This window comes from Xanthomonas campestris pv. asclepiadis (assembly GCF_020784175.1).
Taxonomy (GTDB): domain Bacteria; phylum Pseudomonadota; class Gammaproteobacteria; order Xanthomonadales; family Xanthomonadaceae; genus Xanthomonas; species Xanthomonas campestris_D.
On sequence record NZ_JAJGQM010000017.1, the window covers coordinates 47,143 to 65,295 of the forward strand.

At 65.3% G+C, this 18,153-nt stretch carries 17 protein-coding genes, 1 pseudogene and 1 riboswitch; of the genes and pseudogenes, 7 read left to right on the forward strand and 11 right to left on the reverse strand.

Annotated elements, in window-relative coordinates; translation table 11 throughout:
• Window positions 1–76 precede the first annotated feature (76 nt).
• Together LL972_RS10070 and metF are read right to left on the reverse strand one after the other, a co-directional pair.
• Window positions 77–676, reverse strand: coding sequence for a hypothetical protein (locus LL972_RS10070; RefSeq protein WP_228327474.1), 600 nt, complete (start codon window positions 674–676; stop codon window positions 77–79).
• Between the two features lie 151 nt (window positions 677–827).
• Window positions 828–1,655 (reverse strand): methylenetetrahydrofolate reductase [NAD(P)H], encoded by an 828-nt coding sequence (gene metF / locus LL972_RS10075; protein ID WP_228327476.1) that lies wholly within the window; start codon window positions 1,653–1,655, stop codon window positions 828–830.
• Window positions 1,656–1,868: 213 nt separating this feature from the next.
• Here metF and LL972_RS10080 point away from each other — a divergent pair, with 213 nt between their 5' ends.
• Together LL972_RS10080 and LL972_RS10085 are read left to right on the forward strand one after the other, a co-directional pair.
• Window positions 1,869–2,105 (forward strand): hypothetical protein, encoded by a 237-nt coding sequence (locus tag LL972_RS10080; protein ID WP_228327477.1) that lies wholly within the window; start codon window positions 1,869–1,871, stop codon window positions 2,103–2,105.
• Between the two features lie 330 nt (window positions 2,106–2,435).
• Window positions 2,436–3,413: an NAD(P)H-quinone oxidoreductase gene (locus LL972_RS10085; protein ID WP_228327478.1), complete on the forward strand. Its 978-nt coding sequence runs from the start codon at window positions 2,436–2,438 to the stop codon at window positions 3,411–3,413.
• 139 nt (window positions 3,414–3,552) lie between these two features.
• Here LL972_RS10085 and LL972_RS10090 read toward each other — a convergent pair.
• Window positions 3,553–3,663 (reverse strand): annotated as a pseudogene (locus LL972_RS10090) (VOC family protein); the annotation flags it as partial.
• 220 nt (window positions 3,664–3,883) lie between these two features.
• Between LL972_RS10090 and LL972_RS10095 the strand changes: the two are divergent.
• Window positions 3,884–4,819, forward strand: a complete 936-nt coding sequence (locus tag LL972_RS10095; protein WP_228327479.1) for a Gfo/Idh/MocA family protein — start codon at window positions 3,884–3,886, stop codon at window positions 4,817–4,819.
• Between the two features lie 138 nt (window positions 4,820–4,957).
• Here the strand turns inward: LL972_RS10095 and LL972_RS10100 are convergent, their stop codons facing one another.
• Both LL972_RS10100 and LL972_RS10105 read right to left on the reverse strand, forming a co-directional pair.
• Window positions 4,958–6,628 carry a histidine phosphatase family protein gene (locus LL972_RS10100; RefSeq protein WP_228327480.1) on the reverse strand — a complete coding sequence of 557 codons (1,671 nt, stop codon included), beginning with the start codon at window positions 6,626–6,628 and terminating at the stop codon, window positions 4,958–4,960.
• Between the two features lie 387 nt (window positions 6,629–7,015).
• A complete protein-coding gene (locus LL972_RS10105; RefSeq protein ID WP_228327508.1) occupies window positions 7,016–8,386 on the reverse strand; it encodes an alpha-amylase family protein in 1,371 nt (456 codons plus the stop codon).
• A 385-nt stretch (window positions 8,387–8,771) separates the two neighbouring features.
• On the opposite strand from LL972_RS10105, the gene LL972_RS10110 reads away from it, so the two are divergent.
• Window positions 8,772–9,317, forward strand: a complete 546-nt coding sequence (locus tag LL972_RS10110) for a DUF2058 domain-containing protein (protein WP_228327482.1) — start codon at window positions 8,772–8,774, stop codon at window positions 9,315–9,317.
• Window positions 9,318–9,377: 60 nt separating this feature from the next.
• Window positions 9,378–9,935: a DUF3228 family protein gene (locus tag LL972_RS10115; RefSeq protein ID WP_228327483.1), complete on the forward strand. Its 558-nt coding sequence runs from the start codon at window positions 9,378–9,380 to the stop codon at window positions 9,933–9,935.
• 211 nt (window positions 9,936–10,146) lie between these two features.
• Here the strand turns inward: LL972_RS10115 and LL972_RS10120 are convergent, their stop codons facing one another.
• The 5 genes from LL972_RS10120 to LL972_RS10140 form a co-directional block, all read right to left on the reverse strand.
• Complete coding sequence (locus LL972_RS10120) at window positions 10,147–10,740, reverse strand: porin family protein (RefSeq protein WP_228327484.1); 594 nt, start codon at window positions 10,738–10,740, stop codon at window positions 10,147–10,149.
• Window positions 10,741–10,909: 169 nt separating this feature from the next.
• Entirely contained in the window at window positions 10,910–11,125 is a 216-nt protein-coding gene (locus LL972_RS10125) for a hypothetical protein (RefSeq protein WP_228327485.1), read from the reverse strand.
• 26 nt (window positions 11,126–11,151) lie between these two features.
• Window positions 11,152–11,472: a hypothetical protein gene (locus LL972_RS10130; RefSeq protein WP_228327486.1), complete on the reverse strand. Its 321-nt coding sequence runs from the start codon at window positions 11,470–11,472 to the stop codon at window positions 11,152–11,154.
• A 192-nt stretch (window positions 11,473–11,664) separates the two neighbouring features.
• Window positions 11,665–12,147 (reverse strand): hypothetical protein, encoded by a 483-nt coding sequence (locus tag LL972_RS10135; protein ID WP_228327487.1) that lies wholly within the window; start codon window positions 12,145–12,147, stop codon window positions 11,665–11,667.
• Window positions 12,147–12,449 (reverse strand): hypothetical protein, encoded by a 303-nt coding sequence (locus LL972_RS10140; protein ID WP_228327488.1) that lies wholly within the window; start codon window positions 12,447–12,449, stop codon window positions 12,147–12,149. Before LL972_RS10140 ends, LL972_RS10135 begins: the two co-directional genes overlap by 1 nt.
• Before the next feature lie 280 nt (window positions 12,450–12,729).
• On the opposite strand from LL972_RS10140, the gene LL972_RS10145 reads away from it, so the two are divergent.
• Window positions 12,730–13,581 (forward strand): tetratricopeptide repeat protein, encoded by an 852-nt coding sequence (locus LL972_RS10145; RefSeq protein ID WP_228327491.1) that lies wholly within the window; start codon window positions 12,730–12,732, stop codon window positions 13,579–13,581.
• A 117-nt stretch (window positions 13,582–13,698) separates the two neighbouring features.
• Here LL972_RS10145 and ahcY read toward each other — a convergent pair whose 3' ends face one another.
• Window positions 13,699–15,141, reverse strand: coding sequence for an adenosylhomocysteinase (gene ahcY, locus LL972_RS10150; RefSeq protein WP_228327492.1), 1,443 nt, complete (start codon window positions 15,139–15,141; stop codon window positions 13,699–13,701).
• A 31-nt stretch (window positions 15,142–15,172) separates the two neighbouring features.
• Window positions 15,173–15,288, reverse strand: a riboswitch (S-adenosyl-L-homocysteine riboswitch).
• A gap of 193 nt (window positions 15,289–15,481) precedes the next feature.
• On the opposite strand from ahcY, the gene LL972_RS10155 reads away from it, so the two are divergent.
• Entirely contained in the window at window positions 15,482–17,956 is a 2,475-nt protein-coding gene (locus LL972_RS10155) for a S9 family peptidase (RefSeq protein ID WP_228327493.1), read from the forward strand.
• Window positions 17,957–18,153 lie beyond the last annotated feature (197 nt).

Here is an 18,153-nt window from a genome sequence, read left to right on the forward strand (position 1 = left end):
ACACGCTGTTGCCTTGAAACCAACGCAGGTACTTCGCCACTGCAATCTGCTGGAGTCTTTCAAGGCGGGCGCTGCGCTAGAACGTCACCCAGAAGCAGTTGTACTGCCGACGCAGCCGCAACACGCTGCGTGCGGGTGTGCCGCTGGCGAGATTCTGCTCCAGGCGCAGGCCCCAGGGGCGTGGGCGGCTTGGGGTTGCCGGGAGTGGGGCGTCGATCGTACTGCCGTCCAGTGATGGAGCCGCTGCCGTTGTATTGCCAGTAGATTCCCACGTCGGCGGATCGCTTTGCTGCGGGTACATCGGAACGATGTCCAGCAACGGGCGTTGCACGATGGCTTCCAGCCGGCTCAGCACCTGGTTGGCGGCGGCATCGGACTGGCCGCTCCACAGGTAGAGGCTGGAGAGCCGGTTGACGTCGCGGCTGTCCACCGCCAGTTGCAGTAACGACACCAGTTCGCTCAGCCGGCGCGGGCAGCCGTAGCGATACAGGCCGGTATTGCCCTGCGTGCGTGTGGCCGGCGGTGGGTGCGATGCGGCGCCGACGTCTTCGCAGCGGCGGTCGGTGAACATGGTCTGCCCATCGGCTGTCACGCAGCGGCGGATCTCCTGCGCCTGCACGCGCGTGGCCGGGCAAAGGCAGAACGACAGCAGCAACGGCAGCAGGAGGCGGGGCATCGACGCAGCGTAACGGGCCGTGCGTGAGCCGGCGCGCAACGCGCCGGGACCGGGGGGGCTCGCATGCCGTTTGCGCATCACGCGCGCGCTTGTCGACGATGTGCCTGCACAAACCGGCCTGCCAGCAACGGCATGGCGTCGCTGGCGTGGCTCAGCGCCCGAGCAGTTGCAGGACCTGCGTGGTCGGCTTGGCCAGGTTGAGCGTGTAGAAGTGCAGGGCAGGCGCGCCACCGGCGATCAGGCGCTCGCATACGGTGGCCACCACTTCTGCACCGAAGGCGCGTACCGCCTCGGCATCGTCGCCGTAGGACTGCATCTTCTTGCTGATCCAGCGCGGAATTTCCGCACCGCATTGCTCGGAAAACCGTCGCAGCTGCGAGAAATTGGAGATCGGCATGATGCCGGGAATGATCGGGATCTCCACGCCCATGCGCTGCACGGTGTCGCGGAAATGAAAGTACGCATCGGCGTTGTAGAAATACTGGGTGATCGCGGCATCGGCACCGGCATCCACCTTGGCCTTGAAGTAACGCAGATCGTTCAGTGCGTCGGTCGCCTGCGGATGGGTTTCCGGATACGCACCGACCTCGATCCGGAACGCATCGCCATGCTCGGCGCGGATGAAGGCGATCAGGTCCGAGGCATAGCGCAGGTCGCCGGGATGGCCCATGCCCGAGGGCAGGTCGCCGCGCAGCGCGACGATACGGGTGCAGCCGATCGCGCGATACAGCTTGAGCAGCTCGCGGATCTCCTGGCGGCTGCCGCCGACGCAGGACAGATGCGGGGCGGCTTCGAAACCATGCTTCTGCTTGAGGTGGCGTACCGTCTCGGAGGTATAGCTGAGCGTGGAGCCGCCGGCGCCGAAGGTGCACGAGACGTATTCCGGCGCGTAGCCCTTCAACCTGGCCGCCGTGCGGTCCAGCTGTGCGCGCTGGTCGTCGGTCTTGGGCGGGTAGAACTCGAAACTGAGAGGCGTCATCGCGGCGGGTCCGGCGGATCGTGCCGGCATAATATCGCTTCATCGCGATGAATGCATATTTGGTTGCGGGTGTCCTGGATGCGGCTGCCTCACGTAGAGGTCGTGCAGGTCTGCGCCATGTACGCATGGTTGGGGCTGCTTGGGTCCAGCAGTCTCAGTGTGCGGTGTAAGCGGTAAGCTCCGAGTCCCCACGCCACTTGATCGGAGCGCGACATGCAAGAACGGGAAATGGATGTCATCGCCGAATCGCTGGGCCGCATCTGGGTTGCGTTGGCGCGCAGCGTCGGCGATCTGGCGCTTGCCCTGGCCGAGCAACCCGGCGTGGATGGCGACAAGTTGCTGCGGGACTTCGCCGCCCGCCTGCCGTCGGATCAGGATGACGGCACCTCCAAGGTGTTCGAGGCGATTCGTCAGTACATCGACCAGGATGCCGCTCCCGGCGCGGAGTGATGCGTTGCCACGTGCGTCTGTAATGCAGGCGCGCGTGGTGATGCGGTGTGGCCTTGTGCTGCGCTTGCCGACAACGGAATGACGTCCCGGTCTGCGGGCCTGCGGGCGATCGCCGCACGACGGCGCGCCTGGACTCGCATCACTGCAGTGAATTGCTTCCGTTGCAGTACCGCTTCAACGCGTGAGGCCGGCCGACGCATAGTCGCTTGCCCTGGCTTGGTTGGGAGAGTGTGGCCACGCCGTGCGTGGGTGAGGTGTGGCGACCGGGCTTGCGCCAGGTGTTGACGCAGGGATCTCTACACTGGGCGCACTTTCTACGGAGTGCTGCGCATGAGCGATACCACGATGACCGCAATCGCCATCCGCGATGGCAAGGGCGATGCGGATGCGCTGTACGCCAGCGAGCAGCCGCGCCCGCGCCCCGCGCCGGGGCAGGTGCTGATCCGGGTGCATGCCGCCGGGATCAATCGTCCCGATCTGCTGCAGCGTGCCGGCCACTATCCGCCGCCGCCCGGCGCACCGCAGACGCTGGGGCTGGAGATCGCCGGCGAGATCGTGGAGCCGGCCGGCCGCTGGAAGGTCGGCGATCGGGTGTGTGCACTGCTGGGCGGCGGCGGTTACGCACAGTACGTAGCGGTCGACGCGCGGCATGTGCTGCCGGTTCCGGCCGGCATGGATCTGGCACATGCCGCGGCACTGCCGGAAACCATCTTCACCGCGTACACCAACCTGTTCGAGCATGGCCGGCTCGCGGCCGGGGAATGGCTATTGCTGCATGGTGCTACGTCCGGGATCGGTGTGACTGCAATCCAGATGGCCAAGGCGGCCGGAGCGCATGTGCTGGCCACCGCGCGTTCGGCGGGCAAGGCCGCGCAGGCACGCGAACTGGGCGCCGATCTGGCGATCGATTCCACCACCGAATCGTTCGTCGCCGTGGCCAAGGCGCACGGCGGGGTGGACGTATCGCTGGACATGGTGGGCGCTGCAGTATTTGCCGACACCCTGGAAGCGCTCAATCCGCGCGGACGCATCGTCTATATCGCCTCGCAGGCCGGCTCGACCATCGAGGTGCCGATTCCGCTGCTGATGCGCAAGCAGGCCATCCTCACCGGCTCGACGCTGCGCCCGCGCAGTGCCGACGAGAAGGCGCGCCTGGCCGCGGAAGTGGAGCGCGTGGTGTGGCCGTGGATCGCGCAGGGCAGGCTGCGCGTGCTGCTCGACAAGCGCTTCCCGCTCAGCGACGCCGCAGCGGCGCACCGCTATCTGGAGCAGGGCAGCCACCTGGGCAAGGTCGTGCTGGAGATGTGAGTGCATACGGCTGCCTGCCCGACATGCGTATGCGTGTCGGGCAGGGGCGACGCCTGTCGCGGCATGATGTTGCCGGATGGCGTATCACACTACTTACCCAGGCAGCTGCTGTCTGCGGCCGGCGTCGCTGCACTGCAGATCAGGCCGTCATGTCGACCACCGCTTCGAGGTGGTGCTCATCGGGATCGATGACGAACGCGGCGTAGTAATCGTCGCCGTAATCCGGTCGCAGGCCGGGTGCGCCGTTGCAGCTTCGCTTGTTGCCGCAATGGCCGCCCTTGCACGGCCGCCGGGCGCCGCAGGTATAGCAAAACAAGCAGGAGCGATGTCTCGCAGCGAACCGCGGCCTGACCGTACACTGCGCCGTTGCGTGCGCTTGTGCATCGCGCCGCTGCCGCAGTGTCCGTGTACAAGCGCCTGAAACGGGCGATCGCGGGTCCCGCCACTTCACCATCAGCCCGAAGGTTTCGATGAAGCATCCAGACGCATTGCGCATTGCCCTTGTCGGCATCGGCAAGATCGCCCGCGACCAGCACGTGCCCACCATCGCCGCGCGTAAGGATGTGCAGCTGGTGGCCACCGTGAGCCGGCATGGCACGGTCGATGGTGTGCCGGCCTATCACACCCTGGAAGAGGCCTTCGCGGCGCATCCGCAGATTGAAGCGGTCGCGTTGTGCACGCCACCGGTGGGGCGGCATGCGCAGGCACAGGCCGCGCTGGCCGCCGGGCGCCATGTGTTCCTGGAAAAACCCCCGGCGGCCACCCTGGCCGAAATCGATGACCTGCGCGCGTTGGCGCAGCGTGCGCAACGCAGCCTGTTCACCAGCTGGCATTCGCGCTGTGCCGCTGCCGTGGCGCCTGCGCGGGCGTGGCTGGCCGACAAGCAGATTCTTCGCGCGCATATCACCTGGAAGGAAGACATTCGCCATTGGCATCCGGGCCAGGACTGGATCCTGGAGCCGGGCGGCATGGGCGTGTTCGATCCCGGCATTAACGCGCTGTCCATCGTCACGCATCTGTTGCCGCGCCCCTTCGCGCTGCGCGAGGCGGAGCTGCACACACCGGAGAACCGTCAGGCACCGCTGTACGCCAGGCTCGGCTTTGTCGATACCGCAGGTGTGCCGGTGACGGCGGAACTGGATTTTCTGCAGACCGGCCATCAGCGCTGGGATATCGAAGTGGACACCACCGATGGCCTGCTCATGCTCAGCGAGGGCGGTGCCAGGCTGAGCATCAATGGCCAGCCGCAGCCAGTAGAGGCGGCCGGCGAGTACGACGGTTTGTACCGCCGTTTCGTGCAGTTGGTGCGCGCGGGTGAATCGGAGGTGGACGTCACCCCGTTCGTGCATGTGGCCGATGCGTTCATGCTCGGCGCGCGCAAGGTCACCGCGCCGTTTGCCTGGTAAATCGGCGCGGCATCGCTCGCGTTCCAGCATGGCGTCGGATGGAAGTGCGCTGTGCGCAACACCCCGACTGAGGTCTCGACGAACCGGTCAATGACACGGCACCAGGCGCATGCAGCGGTGTGCCTGGTGCCTGCGGTCCTACCTGCTGTCCAGCGCCACGGTGCCAGCTGCCACGCCGCCGGCGTCCAGCGGCCTGGCGCGCGTCGCAGTGCGCGCAGCGTGCTGGCGCAGCGCGGGAGTGATCTGCGCACGGAAGCGCCGTACCACCCATGTCTCGTCCAGTAGCGCAAAGGCGAAAAAGCCCAGCAGCGTGCCGGCAACCAGCGTGGGTGCATGTGCGAACGTGCCGGGCAGCAACAGGCTCAGCCACAGGAAGATGTTCGGCGAGGTCTGCAGCAGGTGGATGTCCGAGGCGATCGCGGCGGACACGGCCTTGCCTGTCACGCGCTGGTAGGCGGACAGATACGCTGCGCTGCCCAGGCGGCAGGCCAGCAGCAGCGCAAACGGCAGCAGCAAGGCGGCCCATGCCTGCCAACCCCCATGCCCCAGTGCGTCTGCCAGCGGCCTGCCACCCGCTTGTAGCCCCACCAGCAAGGCCAGCGGCACCATCGTCAACGAGCCCGCCCAGCCCCAGTTGGTGGCCAGTTTGCCGGCTGCGATCGGCCGCGCACGTCGCCAGCTCTGTGCCAGCAGGGACGGCGCCGCCAGCGCGATCAGCAACACCACGAAGAAGCGTTCCAGTGCATGCGCATTGCCCAGCACCTCGTGGTGATCCAGGAACAGCAACAGCAATGCAGCCGGCAGCACGATCGACAGCACCAGGGTGTAGCGCGCCGCAAAGAAGTAATCGCCGCCGCGCGCAAGCGAGAAGGTGGGCACCGACAGCGCTGGTGGCACGATCAGCAGCAAGCCGAGGACATGCACCCACTCGTTATGCGACTGCGTGAGCAGCACCATGGCCAGCCCGGCGCGTGCAAGACTGACCACGCTCAGTGCGAGGTTCTCCGGTCCTCTGGTCAGGCGCAATGCACCCGGTTCGATACGCACCGACAGGAAGAACGCATTCACCGCCAGCAGCGCCACGATGGCGGTGGAGGTGAGCCCGTGCGGCACTGCGAGGCCCACGCACGACAACGCAAAGCCGGCCACGGCGGCAATCAGCATCCATTGCAGCAAATGGATTTCGGTCTGCTCGCCCAGGTAGTTCAGACCTGAGGAACTGCGCGCGGTCATGCGCTTGAGCTCCTCCCACGACAACGGGCGCGAATTGGGCAGGCGGAAGTCGATGTACTCGGCGGGCGGCAGGCCCGAGGCGATCAATGCGAACACTTCGACGATGTACTTGTGCGCCACCACCAGCACCTGCTTGCCCTGGCGGTCCAGCGGCGCCAGCACCGTGTCGTAGTAGTGCTTGCAACGCGCGTACATGTCCATCCAGTGCTCGCCGTCAGGCGGTGCGCCACCGGCATCGTGAAAACAGGCATCGAAGAGGCGATGGCCGATCGACTTCTTGATCAGCGTCTTGTTCTTGCCGGCGAAAATGCCGAAGTCGCGCTCCTTCAGCGCATCGCTGGACAGCACCTGCGGTGCGTCGGGGACGCCTTCCAGGATGATCGCCGCTGTGGCCTGGGCGCGTTCAAGTGTCGAGACATGCACCTGGTCGAAACGTAGCCCGCGTTGTCGAATGAAGTTGGCTGCCTGCCCGGCCTGTCGCCGGCCCAGTGGCGTCAGCGGCGAATCCTGCGCACCGGCAAAATAGTTCTGCTCGTTGGCGAGCGACTCGCCATGGCGGACGAAGTACAGAGGCATCAGCTTGCTCCGGTTGCTCGATTGTTCGGCGATCGAGAGCGTTGTCCAGATGATCTGGCAACGCCCTTCGCTGCGCTCGGCACGCCTGCCTACAGACGACAACGGCATGCATCGGGCTGCCACATAGGTCCGGAGTACAGCAGGATTCGTTGCACCAAAAGACTTGGTTCTTGGTTTAGTTCAGTGTCTGTCCAAGTTTGTGTTGATGGCCATTGCACACAACGGCAGTTGCGGCACAACTGCCCGCCATGCTGCATGCGGATGCCTGAAAGCATGAGGCCTGCGCGCGTATGCTGCGGTGCAGGCCTCGTATCGAGCGGTTGGTAACACCGGGCTGCGCAGGTGCGCAATCACTTACCTGCCAGGTTAACCGTCACCTGCGTACGCTCAGCGACGCCACATGCGCGCGCCACGCGCCGGCAGTGTGAAGGTGTAGGAGCTGCCGGTGATGCGTACCACGTTGCCGGAGCCCAGCGCATCGGTGTAATCGGCGTTCCAGTACAACACGCTGTTGTTCATGCCCACCGTGGTGGTGACCGGGTTGCCGCACTTGTTGATGCCGACGATGCCCAGGCTGCCGCGCCGGAACAGCACGTGGCAGGAGCTGGACGACAGTACCTGCATGTCGCTGCCCTGCACGCCGTTGTGGAAGCCGATCATGCGGCGCAGATCCTCGCGTTGGTAGGCGTTGACCCAGCGGTTGTCGCCGCTTTCGTTGTTGTCGGTGTAGATCATCGGCATGCCACCATTACGGCCGATCAGATACGCGTATGCCAGCGTCTCGTCGACCGGATCAAGGATGGCGTAGCGGAAACCGGCATTGTTGGGGATGTCGTGGGTGACGGCGAAGGTCACCGCGCGATTGCCTGGCAAGGCCTGTCCGCTGGATGCCGGATCCACCAGCTGCTGCAGGCTCGCGCCAATGGCGAATGCATTGCGTACCGCGTTGAACAACGGAAAGTCGTACGCCGCATGTGGTGTGGATTGCAGATACGGTGCCAGGAATTGATCGTAATCGCCGTTACCGGTGCCGCCGCCGGTGATGACTTCGCCAAACACATACACGCTGGAGCGAATGCCGGCATCGAAGACGCGGTTGAGATGGTCGAAGGACATGTGCTTTGCCGCGTCGACACGGAAGCCGGTCACACCCAGGCCCTTGAGCGCTTGCAGATAGGCGCGCTGCTGCTGCACCACCCACTCGTTGCCGACCAGGTCCGGCAGGCCCGGATCGCTGCCGCCACCGCAGATACGATAGTTGCGCACCTGATAGGCGTCGTTGTAGTTGGCGATGCACTGGGCCGGGCCGAAATCGCTGGCGCTCAGGAAGTTCGATTGCAGGGTGCCGAACAGGCGCAACGTATCGTAACGGCCAGGATTTGCAGCGTATTGCGCGAGCACGGCGCTGCCTGGGTAATTGAGGTCCGAGCGTGTTGCCGCCTCGTTGGCCATGTGGTTGAGCACGACATCGGCGTAGGTTTCCACGCCGTTGCTGGCCAAGGCCTGCACCATGCGCCTGAAGGCGATGGTGTCGCCGAGCGGATTGTCGATCAGGCGGATATCTTGCGGCTGGTAGCGTGCCCACCAGGCGCTGCCTTCGGAGCGGTACGCCGGCGCAACCAGGACCTTGCGATAGCCGGCATCGGCAATCTGCCTGGCGCGCGCTTCCACGGTGGCGTAGGGCCAGTTGAACGCATGCAGGATGACATCGGCCTGGACGTTCGCTGTCACCAGCAGCAAGGCCAGCGCGGTGAGCAATGCGCGGGCGCCGCGCTGCAGGGCCGAGGTTGGAGAGTGGGCAGGTGTGGTGCGCATTGGGTGGTTCTCCAGTGGTAGGCGCAGGTCGGCGTGTGCATCACGCTGCCCGCGGCAAGGCCTCCGGCCCCTGTTCCGGAGAGCGCGCGCACGGCGTGCAGCGCGCGGTGATGCTAAGCGTGCATCGCGGCGCAACATCGGTGTTGTGCATACGTATTCAATGCAATGGACCGCTGAACTGCGCACGGCGTTCGGCGGCAACAGGGTGGCCGGTCGCACAAATGCAGCGCAGCGGCGAACGGCGCCGCGCTTGGTTTCGGCCGGGGGCTCGCGAAAGCCGGGTGCCGGGCGCGCTAAACTAGCGGCCAGTTCATTGCCGATCCTTCCCATGCGTAATCCATTGCAAGAACAACTGCTCAAGGCCGGGCTGGTCAAGAAGGCCCAGGTGGACAAGGTAGCGCGTGAGCAGGTCAAGCAACGTCATGCCAAGGGCGGGGCGGCATTGCCCGCAGATGCCGACAAGGTGGATGCAACGCGCCTGCAGGCCGAGCGCGCCGAGCGTGATCGCGCACTGGCCGAGGAGCGCAAGGCGCAGCTGCGGCGGCAGGAACTGCTGGCCCAGGTCCGGCAGATTGTGGAGACCAACAAGGTCAAGCGCGAGGGCGAGATCGACTACCGCTTCAACGACGGCAGCGTCATCCGCAGCGTGCTGGTCAACACGACGCTGCGCAGCCAGCTGGCCAGCGGGTCGCTGGTGATCGTGCGGTATGGCGATGGGTTCGAGCTGATTCCGCGCGCCGCCGCCGACAAGGTCTACAGCCGCGATGCGGACAGCGTGGTGCTGGATCATGGCCGTAGCAGCACGCCATCGGCGCCGGACAGCGACGACGACTATTACAGCCAGTTCAAGGTGCCGGACGATCTGATCTGGTGAGTGGTCGCGCCGCATGGCGGCAGGCTACCCTGGCGTCCTTCGCCCATTCCCACCGCGCTCATGTCTATCGCTCTTACACCGTTCGCCCGTACCCGCCTGTTTCCCCGCGATGGGCGTCGCAACGCCATCCAGGATTGCACGCCCGAGCAGTTCATCCAGCGGCTCAATGAAGAGACACCGGTGCGCGTGATCGCAGGCTATGCGCCGTTCTGCCAGCTGCACGTGCACCGCAACTGGACCTCGACGCGCTGCCTCACTGCGCCGATCACCGATGACAACCGCCACCAGTTGCGCTCCAGCTATGAGGCACGCAGCACGCAGGAGTTGCCGGTGCTGGTGCGCTGGTTCGAAGGGGTGGAGCCGCCGGTGGCGACGTACTTGCTGCCGATCCTCTACAGCCGCGATCAACTGGCCAGGGAGGGCGCGCCGATCGACGCCGATTGGGGCGTGGTCGGTTGCCTCTACACCACCGAGCCGGAAGAAATTCCGATGGCGCCCATCACCATGCTGCGCAATGCACTGGGCGTGGAAGAGGGCGGCTCCGGTGTGGCACTGGACCGCGACGCGTACCGGCGCAGTGTTGCGTTCTGGGAACGCAATGCGAACTGGCGGCCGTAGCAGGCCGCTAGCCGCAGCGTATCGTGCGATTTTTTGGCGCGGGCAAGCAGAAGCGCCGCGCGTGAACTCATGCGTGTCCGCAGCGCAGCATTGTTGCGCCGCCGCAAGCGCATCCTTTCGCCTAGACGGAACGTCATTGCACGTGCGGCTGCAGAGCCGAGCTGCGTCTGCGGTTTTCCGAACGCACCGCAGCTCGACATTCCGATGACTGTCAGAACCGGTACTCGGCATTCACCGATGCCATGTCGGTACTCAGATCGACATCGAATTTCTTGGCGTTGTAATGGTCGTAGTTTGCGCCGATGCTGAAGTGCTCGCCCAGGTTGTAGCCCACGCCGGCACCTGCATACCACGAGAGCTTGTCCAGGTCGGAGCGGTCCGACACGGTGTCATTGCGCAGGCCCTGGCCCTTCCAGCCATACAGCCCGCCACGCATGCTGGCATACCACTTGTTGCCCAGTGCGAAGCGCTGATTCAACCCAACCGTCCAGCCACGCAGCTGGCTCTCGTCTTCCACGACCGCCTCATCGTTGAAGAGATTTTTCGCGTTGATATTGCCAAGGTCGTTGTAGCCCGCTTCCAGGCCGATCGACAACCACGGAAACAACACGTTCCAGCGATATCCGGCAGAGACGTTGTAGCCGGTATCGCTGCCATCGTAGGGCCCGCTCTTGAGCGAGGTGCGGCCGACCCCGCCATTGACGAACCAACCCGCACCGTCGCCGGATGCGGACTGCGCAAACACATCGGGTGCAGCCGTCAATGCCAACGCCGAAAGGGCCAGCGCGACCAGGGTGTTTTTCATGAGCATGTCTCTTCAGAGTGCGATGACGAGGAGGGATGCACGCAGTCGTCCTGTGAACGGCATGAGCGTGACAGCGCGACGTTATCCAGCAGAGTTTGGGAAGTTATTGGCCGCAGCCGCCTGCGTGCTGCCGGGTTTTCGCAATCGTCCGGGGATCCAAACCGTGCAGTCAGTCGCCCAACGATGCGCGTTCGCACGCGATCGTCGGCGGCGCCGCTCTGATCATTGCAAGGGTGAGTGCGGGCAAGGCTCGGCCCGCTGCCTGCCGACGCCGGTCAGCGATCACTGCAGCGCGCAGCAACTCCTCCAGCGGCGCCTTGCCCATCACCGAACAATCATCACCGGTGTTGATGGTTGATTGGATGGCGTGGAGCTGTCGGTCCATCCTGCCGATCCCAGGTTGCCCAGTCGCTAGCCAATGCCAAGCGCTGGTTGGTCGGGTCGGCTCCAGGTGATGATGCGTATCGGTCCGTGGACCAAGCCTGCGTCACGCAGCTGGCAAAAAACCGACGCTGGTGGCCAGCCGCCCGGCGCGTCGCCGAATGGCAGGTGCAGCGATTGCAGATGGCTTAGCGCCGCCGCAAGGGTCTGCTTTGACGTGTAGGCAATGGCAACCCCATCATCGGTTGCTGTCCCCACCGCGAGAAGTTGCTTGCGCACAGGGCCGGTCGAACACACGACACGGATGCAGTCGTCGAGGACAGCTTCTACGTGATCCAGACGGGCTTTCAACGGTAACTCCACTGCTGCGTTGCGTGATGCCAATCCTACCGCCCCTGACGTGGCGTCGACCCGATGACGGACTCGAACCGCTGCTGCCTCCGGGAGTCCTGCTGCTGGAGATGCAACGTCTGCAAGCACCGATCGTGAATCATCGTGCATGTGTCGATGCGCTATATAAATCGACGGACCGACGCCGATCCGTCAATCGGCGGTCCATTCCCACCAGGGGTAATGGTATTCGCGGTCGGTGGCGCGCCAGGGGCGGCCGCAGCGGGTGCAGGCGACGTGGTGGCACTCCCCCCAGCCATCGTCGGCCGCTTCCAGCCCAAGCAACTGCATCTGCCTCTGCTCGATCAGGTCGCGGGGGTCGAAGAACAGGTAACCGGGATTGAGCGCACACAGGCAGCCCGCTCGGGCGTGCCAGAAGCGCAGGCGCCGCACGGCGGCAATGAGGTGCACGCTGTTGCTGAGCAGCAGGCCGCCGAACTGCAGGCCCTGGCTGCTTCGCTCTATCCGTTCCGCATGCGCTGCCAGTGCATCCAGCACTGTTGTGTCGAACATCTGTGCGACCTCGTGCGAGGCATCGGTGATGCGCGCACCGTCACGTGACAGCAGGGCCTGCAGCAGGGCATCAGCCTGCGTATCGGCCAAGCGGGGAGCAGGGGCGGACCACGGCCAGCGCATCAGCGCGGTTCGCCGATTTGCACGCAACGGCCGGCGGTTGCGCGCAGCAGGTTGGCCGACGCCCAGTCCACTCCCAGGCCGCGTCGCACGGCGCCGACATGCCGGTGCTTGGTCTGACGCAGTGGAGCGACGCTGTCGAGCAGATAACCGGTGGCGCGCGGCGCGGCAGCATCTGCGTCCATCGCGTACTTCTTGAACCCTGTCGCGTCGGCCAGTGCCTTCATGTCCCACCGCCCGGCCGCCGTCACGATCGCTGCTGGCAGTTCATGGGCTTCGCTGTTGCCCAGCAGGGGCTTGAACACCTGCGTCCGATCCAGGCTCCGGTTTTCCGCGGCTTCGCCTCGCGTAGGGTTCGGCGTGGGCGTTGTGCATGTAGCTGCGCACGGTGTGGGCGATCTTGTCGCGCTGGACCAATGTGATTTCTGGGGCATGGGCGCATTTTAACGCAGCGTCTTGGGCGTCTAGGCCGAGCCTCTAGCCGGCCTGGCAACGGGCCTCTTGTCTGGCTACCGATGGCCCTTCTGCATCGCGGTCGCCGCGCCACTGCGATAATGGCCGCCAGATCCTGCCTGGAAACCGAGCATGCGTGCTCCTCAACGTCTTCATGGCCTGACGCTGGACACCGCCGTCTGCGCAGGTCCCTACCCGCCACAGGGCTTTTGGACGATTGCCGAAGGCGCGCTCGGCAACGGTGATTGTTTCGGTCTGTATTGGCCGCTGGGCAGCGAAGGCGAAACGCCAGTGGTGTGCGAGATGTTTCATGATGAAGGGCGCATGGTGTTCAGCCATTCGTCGCTGGATGTATTCGCGCAGTGGCTGGACATCAATCATGTGCTGGACGAGCAGGCCTGGGACGACGAGGGTTGGGACCCACGCGCGCATGATGTTCCGGATGTGGATTCGCCGTTGCCATTGATCGAGCGCGCGCAGTTGCATGTGCATGCGGGAAAGCCGTCCGAAGCGATCGAGCTGCTGCAGGCGGCATGCCGTCGCTTCCCCGAGCTGCAGCGGGCGTGGACGATGCTGGCAGTGCAGTGCAGGCGTCTGGGGCAACACGAGGCTGCGGTGGCTGCGGCACGTGCGGCGATCCTGGCCAACTGGGCGTTCGGTATTCCCGATTCAAGCGTGCTGCGTCTGCTGCGCGCGGCAGACGCAGGCAATGATCCGGTGCTGGTGATGGTCCAGCAGATGGAGTTTGCGTTCGGCGGCGCCAAGACCAACCCGGACTATGCATCGATGCAGGTCTGCATCGACCGTTGCTGGGAGGCGGGCGATCACTTGACTGCATTGCGCTTGACGCAGAATCGCTGCTACGCATTGCGAGGCGAAACCGTTTCGTTCCAGCAACGCGAAGGGTTTGACTTGGCGTCCTGGCAGCGTGACTTCGTCGCGCAATGCCGCAGTGCGCTGCACGACGACCGGCAGGGCATGTAACGACGTATCGGACCTGCATCCCCGCATGGCGCGCGGCGCAAACGCAGAACGGGCGCCTTTCGGCGCCCGTTCTGCAAATGATCAGCACTGACAGCCGCTGGCCGTCAGCCTCCATGATCAGTAGCGGTAATGATCCGGCTTGTACGGGCCAGCCACGTCCACGCCGAGGTAGTCGGCCTGATCCTTGGTGAGGGTGGTCAGCTTGACGCCGATCTTTTCCAGGTGCAGACGCGCGACTTCTTCGTCCAGGTGCTTGGGCAGGATGTAGACCTTCTTCTCGTAACTGTCGCGCTTTTCCCACAGGTCGATCTGCGCCAGGGTCTGGTTGGCGAACGAGTTGGACATCACGAAGCTCGGATGGCCGGTGGCGCAGCCCAGGTTGACCAGGCGGCCGTCGGCCAGCAGGAAGATCGCGTTGCCGTTGCCGAACACGTACTTGTCGACCTGCGGCTTGATGTTGATCTTCTCCACGCCCTTGAGTGCGTTCAGCGCATCGACCTGGATCTCGTTGTCGAAGTGGCCGATGTTGCAGACGATGGCCTGGTCCTTCATCGCCTGCAGGTGCTCGACGGTGATGATGTCCTTGTTGCCAGTGGTGGTGACATAGATGTCGCCGCGGCCCAGGGTCGATTCGATGGTGTTGACCTCGAAGCCTTCCATCGACGCCTGCAGGGCGCAGATCGGGTCGATCTCGGTGACGATCACGCGGGCACCGTAGGCGCGCAGCGAGGCAGCACTGCCCTTGCCGACGTCGCCATAGCCGCAGACCACCGCAACCTTGCCTGCCAGCATCACGTCCATCGCGCGCTTGAGGCCATCGGCCAGCGACTCGCGGCAGCCGTAGAGGTTGTCGAACTTGCTCTTGGTGACCGAGTCGTTGACGTTGATGGCCGGGATCAGCAGCTTGCCGGCTTCGGCGATCTGGTACAGGCGGTGCACGCCGCTGGTGGTCTCTTCGGAGACGCCCTTCCAGTCCTTGACCACGCGGGTCCAGTAACCCGGACGCTCGACGGCCACGCGCTTGAGCAGCGCCTTGATCACGCCTTCCTCGTGCGAGGAGGCCGGCTCGTCGACCCAGGTGCTGCCGTTTTCGAGCTCATAGCCCTTGTGGATCAGCAGGGTGACGTCGCCGCCGTCGTCCACCACCAGCTCCGGGCCGGTCTGGGTGCCGTCGGGCAGGGTGAAGGTCAGCGCATCCAGGGTGCAATCCCAATACTCTTCCAGCGTCTCGCCCTTCCAGGCGAACACCGGCGTGCCGGAGGCGGCGATCGCGGCGGCCGCGTGGTCCTGGGTCGAGAAGATGTTGCACGAGGCCCAGCGCACGTTGGCGCCGATGTCCTTGAGCGTTTCGATCAGCACCGCTGTCTGGATGGTCATGTGCAGCGAGCCGGTGATGCGCACGTCCTTCAACGGCTTGGTCTGCGCATGCTTGCGGCGGATCGACATCAGGCCCGGCATCTCGTGCTCGGCGATGTCCAGTTCCTTGCGGCCCCAATCGGCCAAGGAAAGATCGGCGATCTTGTAATCGTTCTGTGGGGCAATTTTCGTGACAGCGTTCATGCAATAGCTCCGGTAAGCAGATCAATGTCTGCAATTCGGGGCGCCGTTGAACGATGAATGCTTGTCGAGCCTGGCCGTATTTGCCTGCACAGATTAGTGCAGTTGGCAGATCAGTCCGCCATACCGGTCGCAGCGCCCCTCGACGAGAGCGTCGATTATATCGGCAGCACCCCCCTCCGGCATGAATTGGCCGGCTTGAATTGGCACGACCCCCAACCAACGGCAGGGGAGCGGTGCGCGGGCGGCTGCTATGGTCCGGAGTCGATCGACACTGGGGACAGACAATGCAGGCGATACCTAATGCACGGCACGGCACGGCAGGCGGCGGCAGCGATGGGCCTTGGCAGGCGTACTGGCGCTGAGCGCACCACTGGCTGCGGCGGCAACCGTCGCACCGGCTGCCCAGCCTGCCACTGCGGCGAGCGCTGGCTACCAGCTGCCCTCCAAGGCGTTGCAGGCGGTGGTGGATGCCCCGCGCGCGCCGCTGCTGCACCTGTCGCCCAAGCGCGACCTTGGCGCGATGCTGCAGTTGCCTGCATTGCCGGACATCGCCGAGGTGGCCCAGCCCGAGCTCAAGCTGGCCGGCCTGCGCATCCATCCCAAGACGTTTGCCGGCAGCCGGTTTGCCTTTGCCGACAAGCTGTGGCTGCTGTCGGTGGCCGATGGCAGCGAGCGGCAGATCACCGGTCTGCCGACGCCGTTGGCGCTGGCCACGTTGAGCTGGTCGCCGGATCAGCGTTATCTGGCGTTCCGTCGCGAGGATGCAACCAGCGGGGCCAACGAACTGTGGCTGGTGGACATGGCGGCCGGGCAAGCCAGGCGCCTGGTCGCCGGCTTGAACACCAGCGTCGACGACGATTTGCACTGGTTGCCCGATGGCAGCGGCCTGCTGCTGCAACAGCAGGTGGCCGGGCAAGGCGCACCACCGGCGCGCGACGCGACCCCTGACGGCCCGGCGATCCAGCAGACCAGTGCCGCGGCCGGCGTGCGCTCGCTGCCGACCTACCAGGACCTGCTGCGCAACGAGGCCGATGCGCGCGTGTTCGAGTACTACGCCACCGGCCAGCCGATCATCGTCAGCGTGACCGGGCAGGTCCGCCCGATCGCCACGCCCGGCATCTATCTCAACCTGTCGGTGTCGCCGGATGGCCGTTACCTCCTGAGTGAACGCGCCGAACGGCCGTTTTCATATGTGGTGCCGGTGGACAATTTCGCCCGCCGCATCGAGGTGCTGGACCTGCAGGGCAAGCTGGTGCGGCAGATCGCACAGCTGCCGTTGGTGGAAGGCCTGCCGACCGGCAACGACGCCGTGCCCACCGGCGTGCGCGACATCGCCTGGCGCGCTGATGCGCCGGCCACGCTGGTCTGGGCCGAGGCGCAGGACGGCGGCGATCCGGCCCGCGCGAGCACGGTCCGCGATGCGGTACTGATGCAGGCCGCGCCGTTCGCGCGCGCGCCGGTGACGCTGGCGCGGTTGGGTAGCGGGTTCGAAGGCATCCAGTGGGGCCGTGGCGATCTGGCCATCCTCAGCGAAAGCTGGTGGAAGACCCGCCGCACCAAGCAGTGGCGCATTGCACCGGACCAGCCGCAGCGCGTGCCTGAATTGCTCTGGGACCGCTCCTCGCAGGACCGTTACAACGATCCCGGCACGCCGGCGACCGTGGCCGACGGCAAGGGCCGCGCGCTGCTGCAGACCGGCGCCGATGGCAACAGCCTGTTCCTGCTCGGCAAGGGCGCCTCGCCGGAAGGTGACCGCCCGTTCGTGGATCGCTTCGATCTGCGCAGCAAGCGTGCCACGCGTCTGTTCCATTCGCAGGCGCCGACCTATTCCGCCCCGCTGGCGTTGCTGGACGCGCAGGGCACGCAGTTGCTGCTCAGCCGCGAGTCGCCCGAGGAGCCGGCCAACTATGTCGTGCAGGCATTGGGCGATGCAGCGCCTGCACCGCGTGCGTTGACGCATTTCGCCCACCCGCTGCCACAGTTGCGCGGCGTGCAGAAGGAGCAGATCCGCTACAAGCGCGCCGATGGCGTGGACCTCACCGCCACGCTGCTGCTGCCGCCCGGATACGACCCCAAGCGCGATGGCCCGCGGCCGCTGCTGATGTGGGCCTACCCGGGCGAGTTCAAGAGTGCCGACACCGCCAGCCAGGTCACCGACTCGCCGTACCGTTTCAACGCGATCAGCTACTGGGGCCCGCAGGCGTTTCTGGCGATCGGCTATGTGGTGCTCAACAACCCGACCATGCCGATCGTCGGCGAGGGCGATGCCGAGCCCAACGACACCTACGTGCCGCAGCTGGTCGCCGATGCGCAGGCTGCGGTGGACGAAGTAGTGCGGCGCGGCGTCACCGACCGCGAACACATCGCCATCGGCGGGCATTCCTATGGCGCCTTCATGACCGCCAACCTGCTCGCGCACACGCGGCTGTTCAAGGCCGGCATCGCGCGCAGCGGCGCCTACAACCGCACGCTGACGCCGTTCGGCTTCCAGGCCGAGGAGCGCAACTACTGGCAGGCGCAATCGGTGTATCAGGCGATGTCGCCGTTCAACTACGCCGACAAGATCAAGGATCCGCTGCTGCTGATCCACGGCCAGGACGACAACAACACCGGCACCTTCCCGATCCAGAGCGAGCGCATGTTTGCCGCGATCAAGGGCCTGGGCGGCACCGCGCGGCTGGTGCTGCTGCCCAACGAATCGCATGGGTACCGCGCGCGGCAGTCGATCCTGCAGATGCTGGCCGAGAGCGAGCAGTGGTTGAAGACCAATCTCGGCGAGCCGGTGAAGGAGACCGGCGCGACACGTACGCGTTGATTGATGGTGCGCTGGCACTCGTAGGAGCGCACCCGGGCGCGACGGGGCATGACCAGGACAGTCAGGTCGCATCGGAGCGGGCCTGCCCGCGATGGGGCATTACCGGGAAAGCCCCATCGCGCTCCTACGAGGGTCATCGGCGGGGAGCGCTGGCACACGATGGTTGGTGTTGAAACCGTCGTGCCGGTCGCGATCAT

Bases quoted from the DNA above. Each gene is read 5' to 3' on its own strand.
- LL972_RS10110 (WP_228327482.1), top strand. From the start codon at position 8,772: ATGCGTAATCCATTGCAAGAACAACTGCTCAAGGCCGGGCTGGTCAAG.
- LL972_RS10085 (WP_228327478.1), top strand. From the start codon at position 2,436: ATGAGCGATACCACGATGACCGCAATCGCCATCCGCGATGGCAAGGGC.
- LL972_RS10145 (WP_228327491.1), top strand. From the start codon at position 12,730: ATGCGTGCTCCTCAACGTCTTCATGGCCTGACGCTGGACACCGCCGTC.
- LL972_RS10115 (WP_228327483.1), top strand. From the start codon at position 9,378: ATGTCTATCGCTCTTACACCGTTCGCCCGTACCCGCCTGTTTCCCCGC.
- LL972_RS10120 (WP_228327484.1), bottom strand. From the start codon at position 10,740: ATGAAAAACACCCTGGTCGCGCTGGCCCTTTCGGCGTTGGCATTGACG.
- LL972_RS10070 (WP_228327474.1), bottom strand. From the start codon at position 676: ATGCCCCGCCTCCTGCTGCCGTTGCTGCTGTCGTTCTGCCTTTGCCCG.
- metF (WP_228327476.1), bottom strand. From the start codon at position 1,655: ATGACGCCTCTCAGTTTCGAGTTCTACCCGCCCAAGACCGACGACCAG.
- LL972_RS10125 (WP_228327485.1), bottom strand. From the start codon at position 11,125: ATGGACCGACAGCTCCACGCCATCCAATCAACCATCAACACCGGTGAT.
- LL972_RS10080 (WP_228327477.1), top strand. From the start codon at position 1,869: ATGCAAGAACGGGAAATGGATGTCATCGCCGAATCGCTGGGCCGCATC.
- LL972_RS10135 (WP_228327487.1), bottom strand. From the start codon at position 12,147: ATGCGCTGGCCGTGGTCCGCCCCTGCTCCCCGCTTGGCCGATACGCAG.
- LL972_RS10095 (WP_228327479.1), top strand. From the start codon at position 3,884: ATGAAGCATCCAGACGCATTGCGCATTGCCCTTGTCGGCATCGGCAAG.
- LL972_RS10100 (WP_228327480.1), bottom strand. From the start codon at position 6,628: ATGCCTCTGTACTTCGTCCGCCATGGCGAGTCGCTCGCCAACGAGCAG.
- ahcY (WP_228327492.1), bottom strand. From the start codon at position 15,141: ATGAACGCTGTCACGAAAATTGCCCCACAGAACGATTACAAGATCGCC.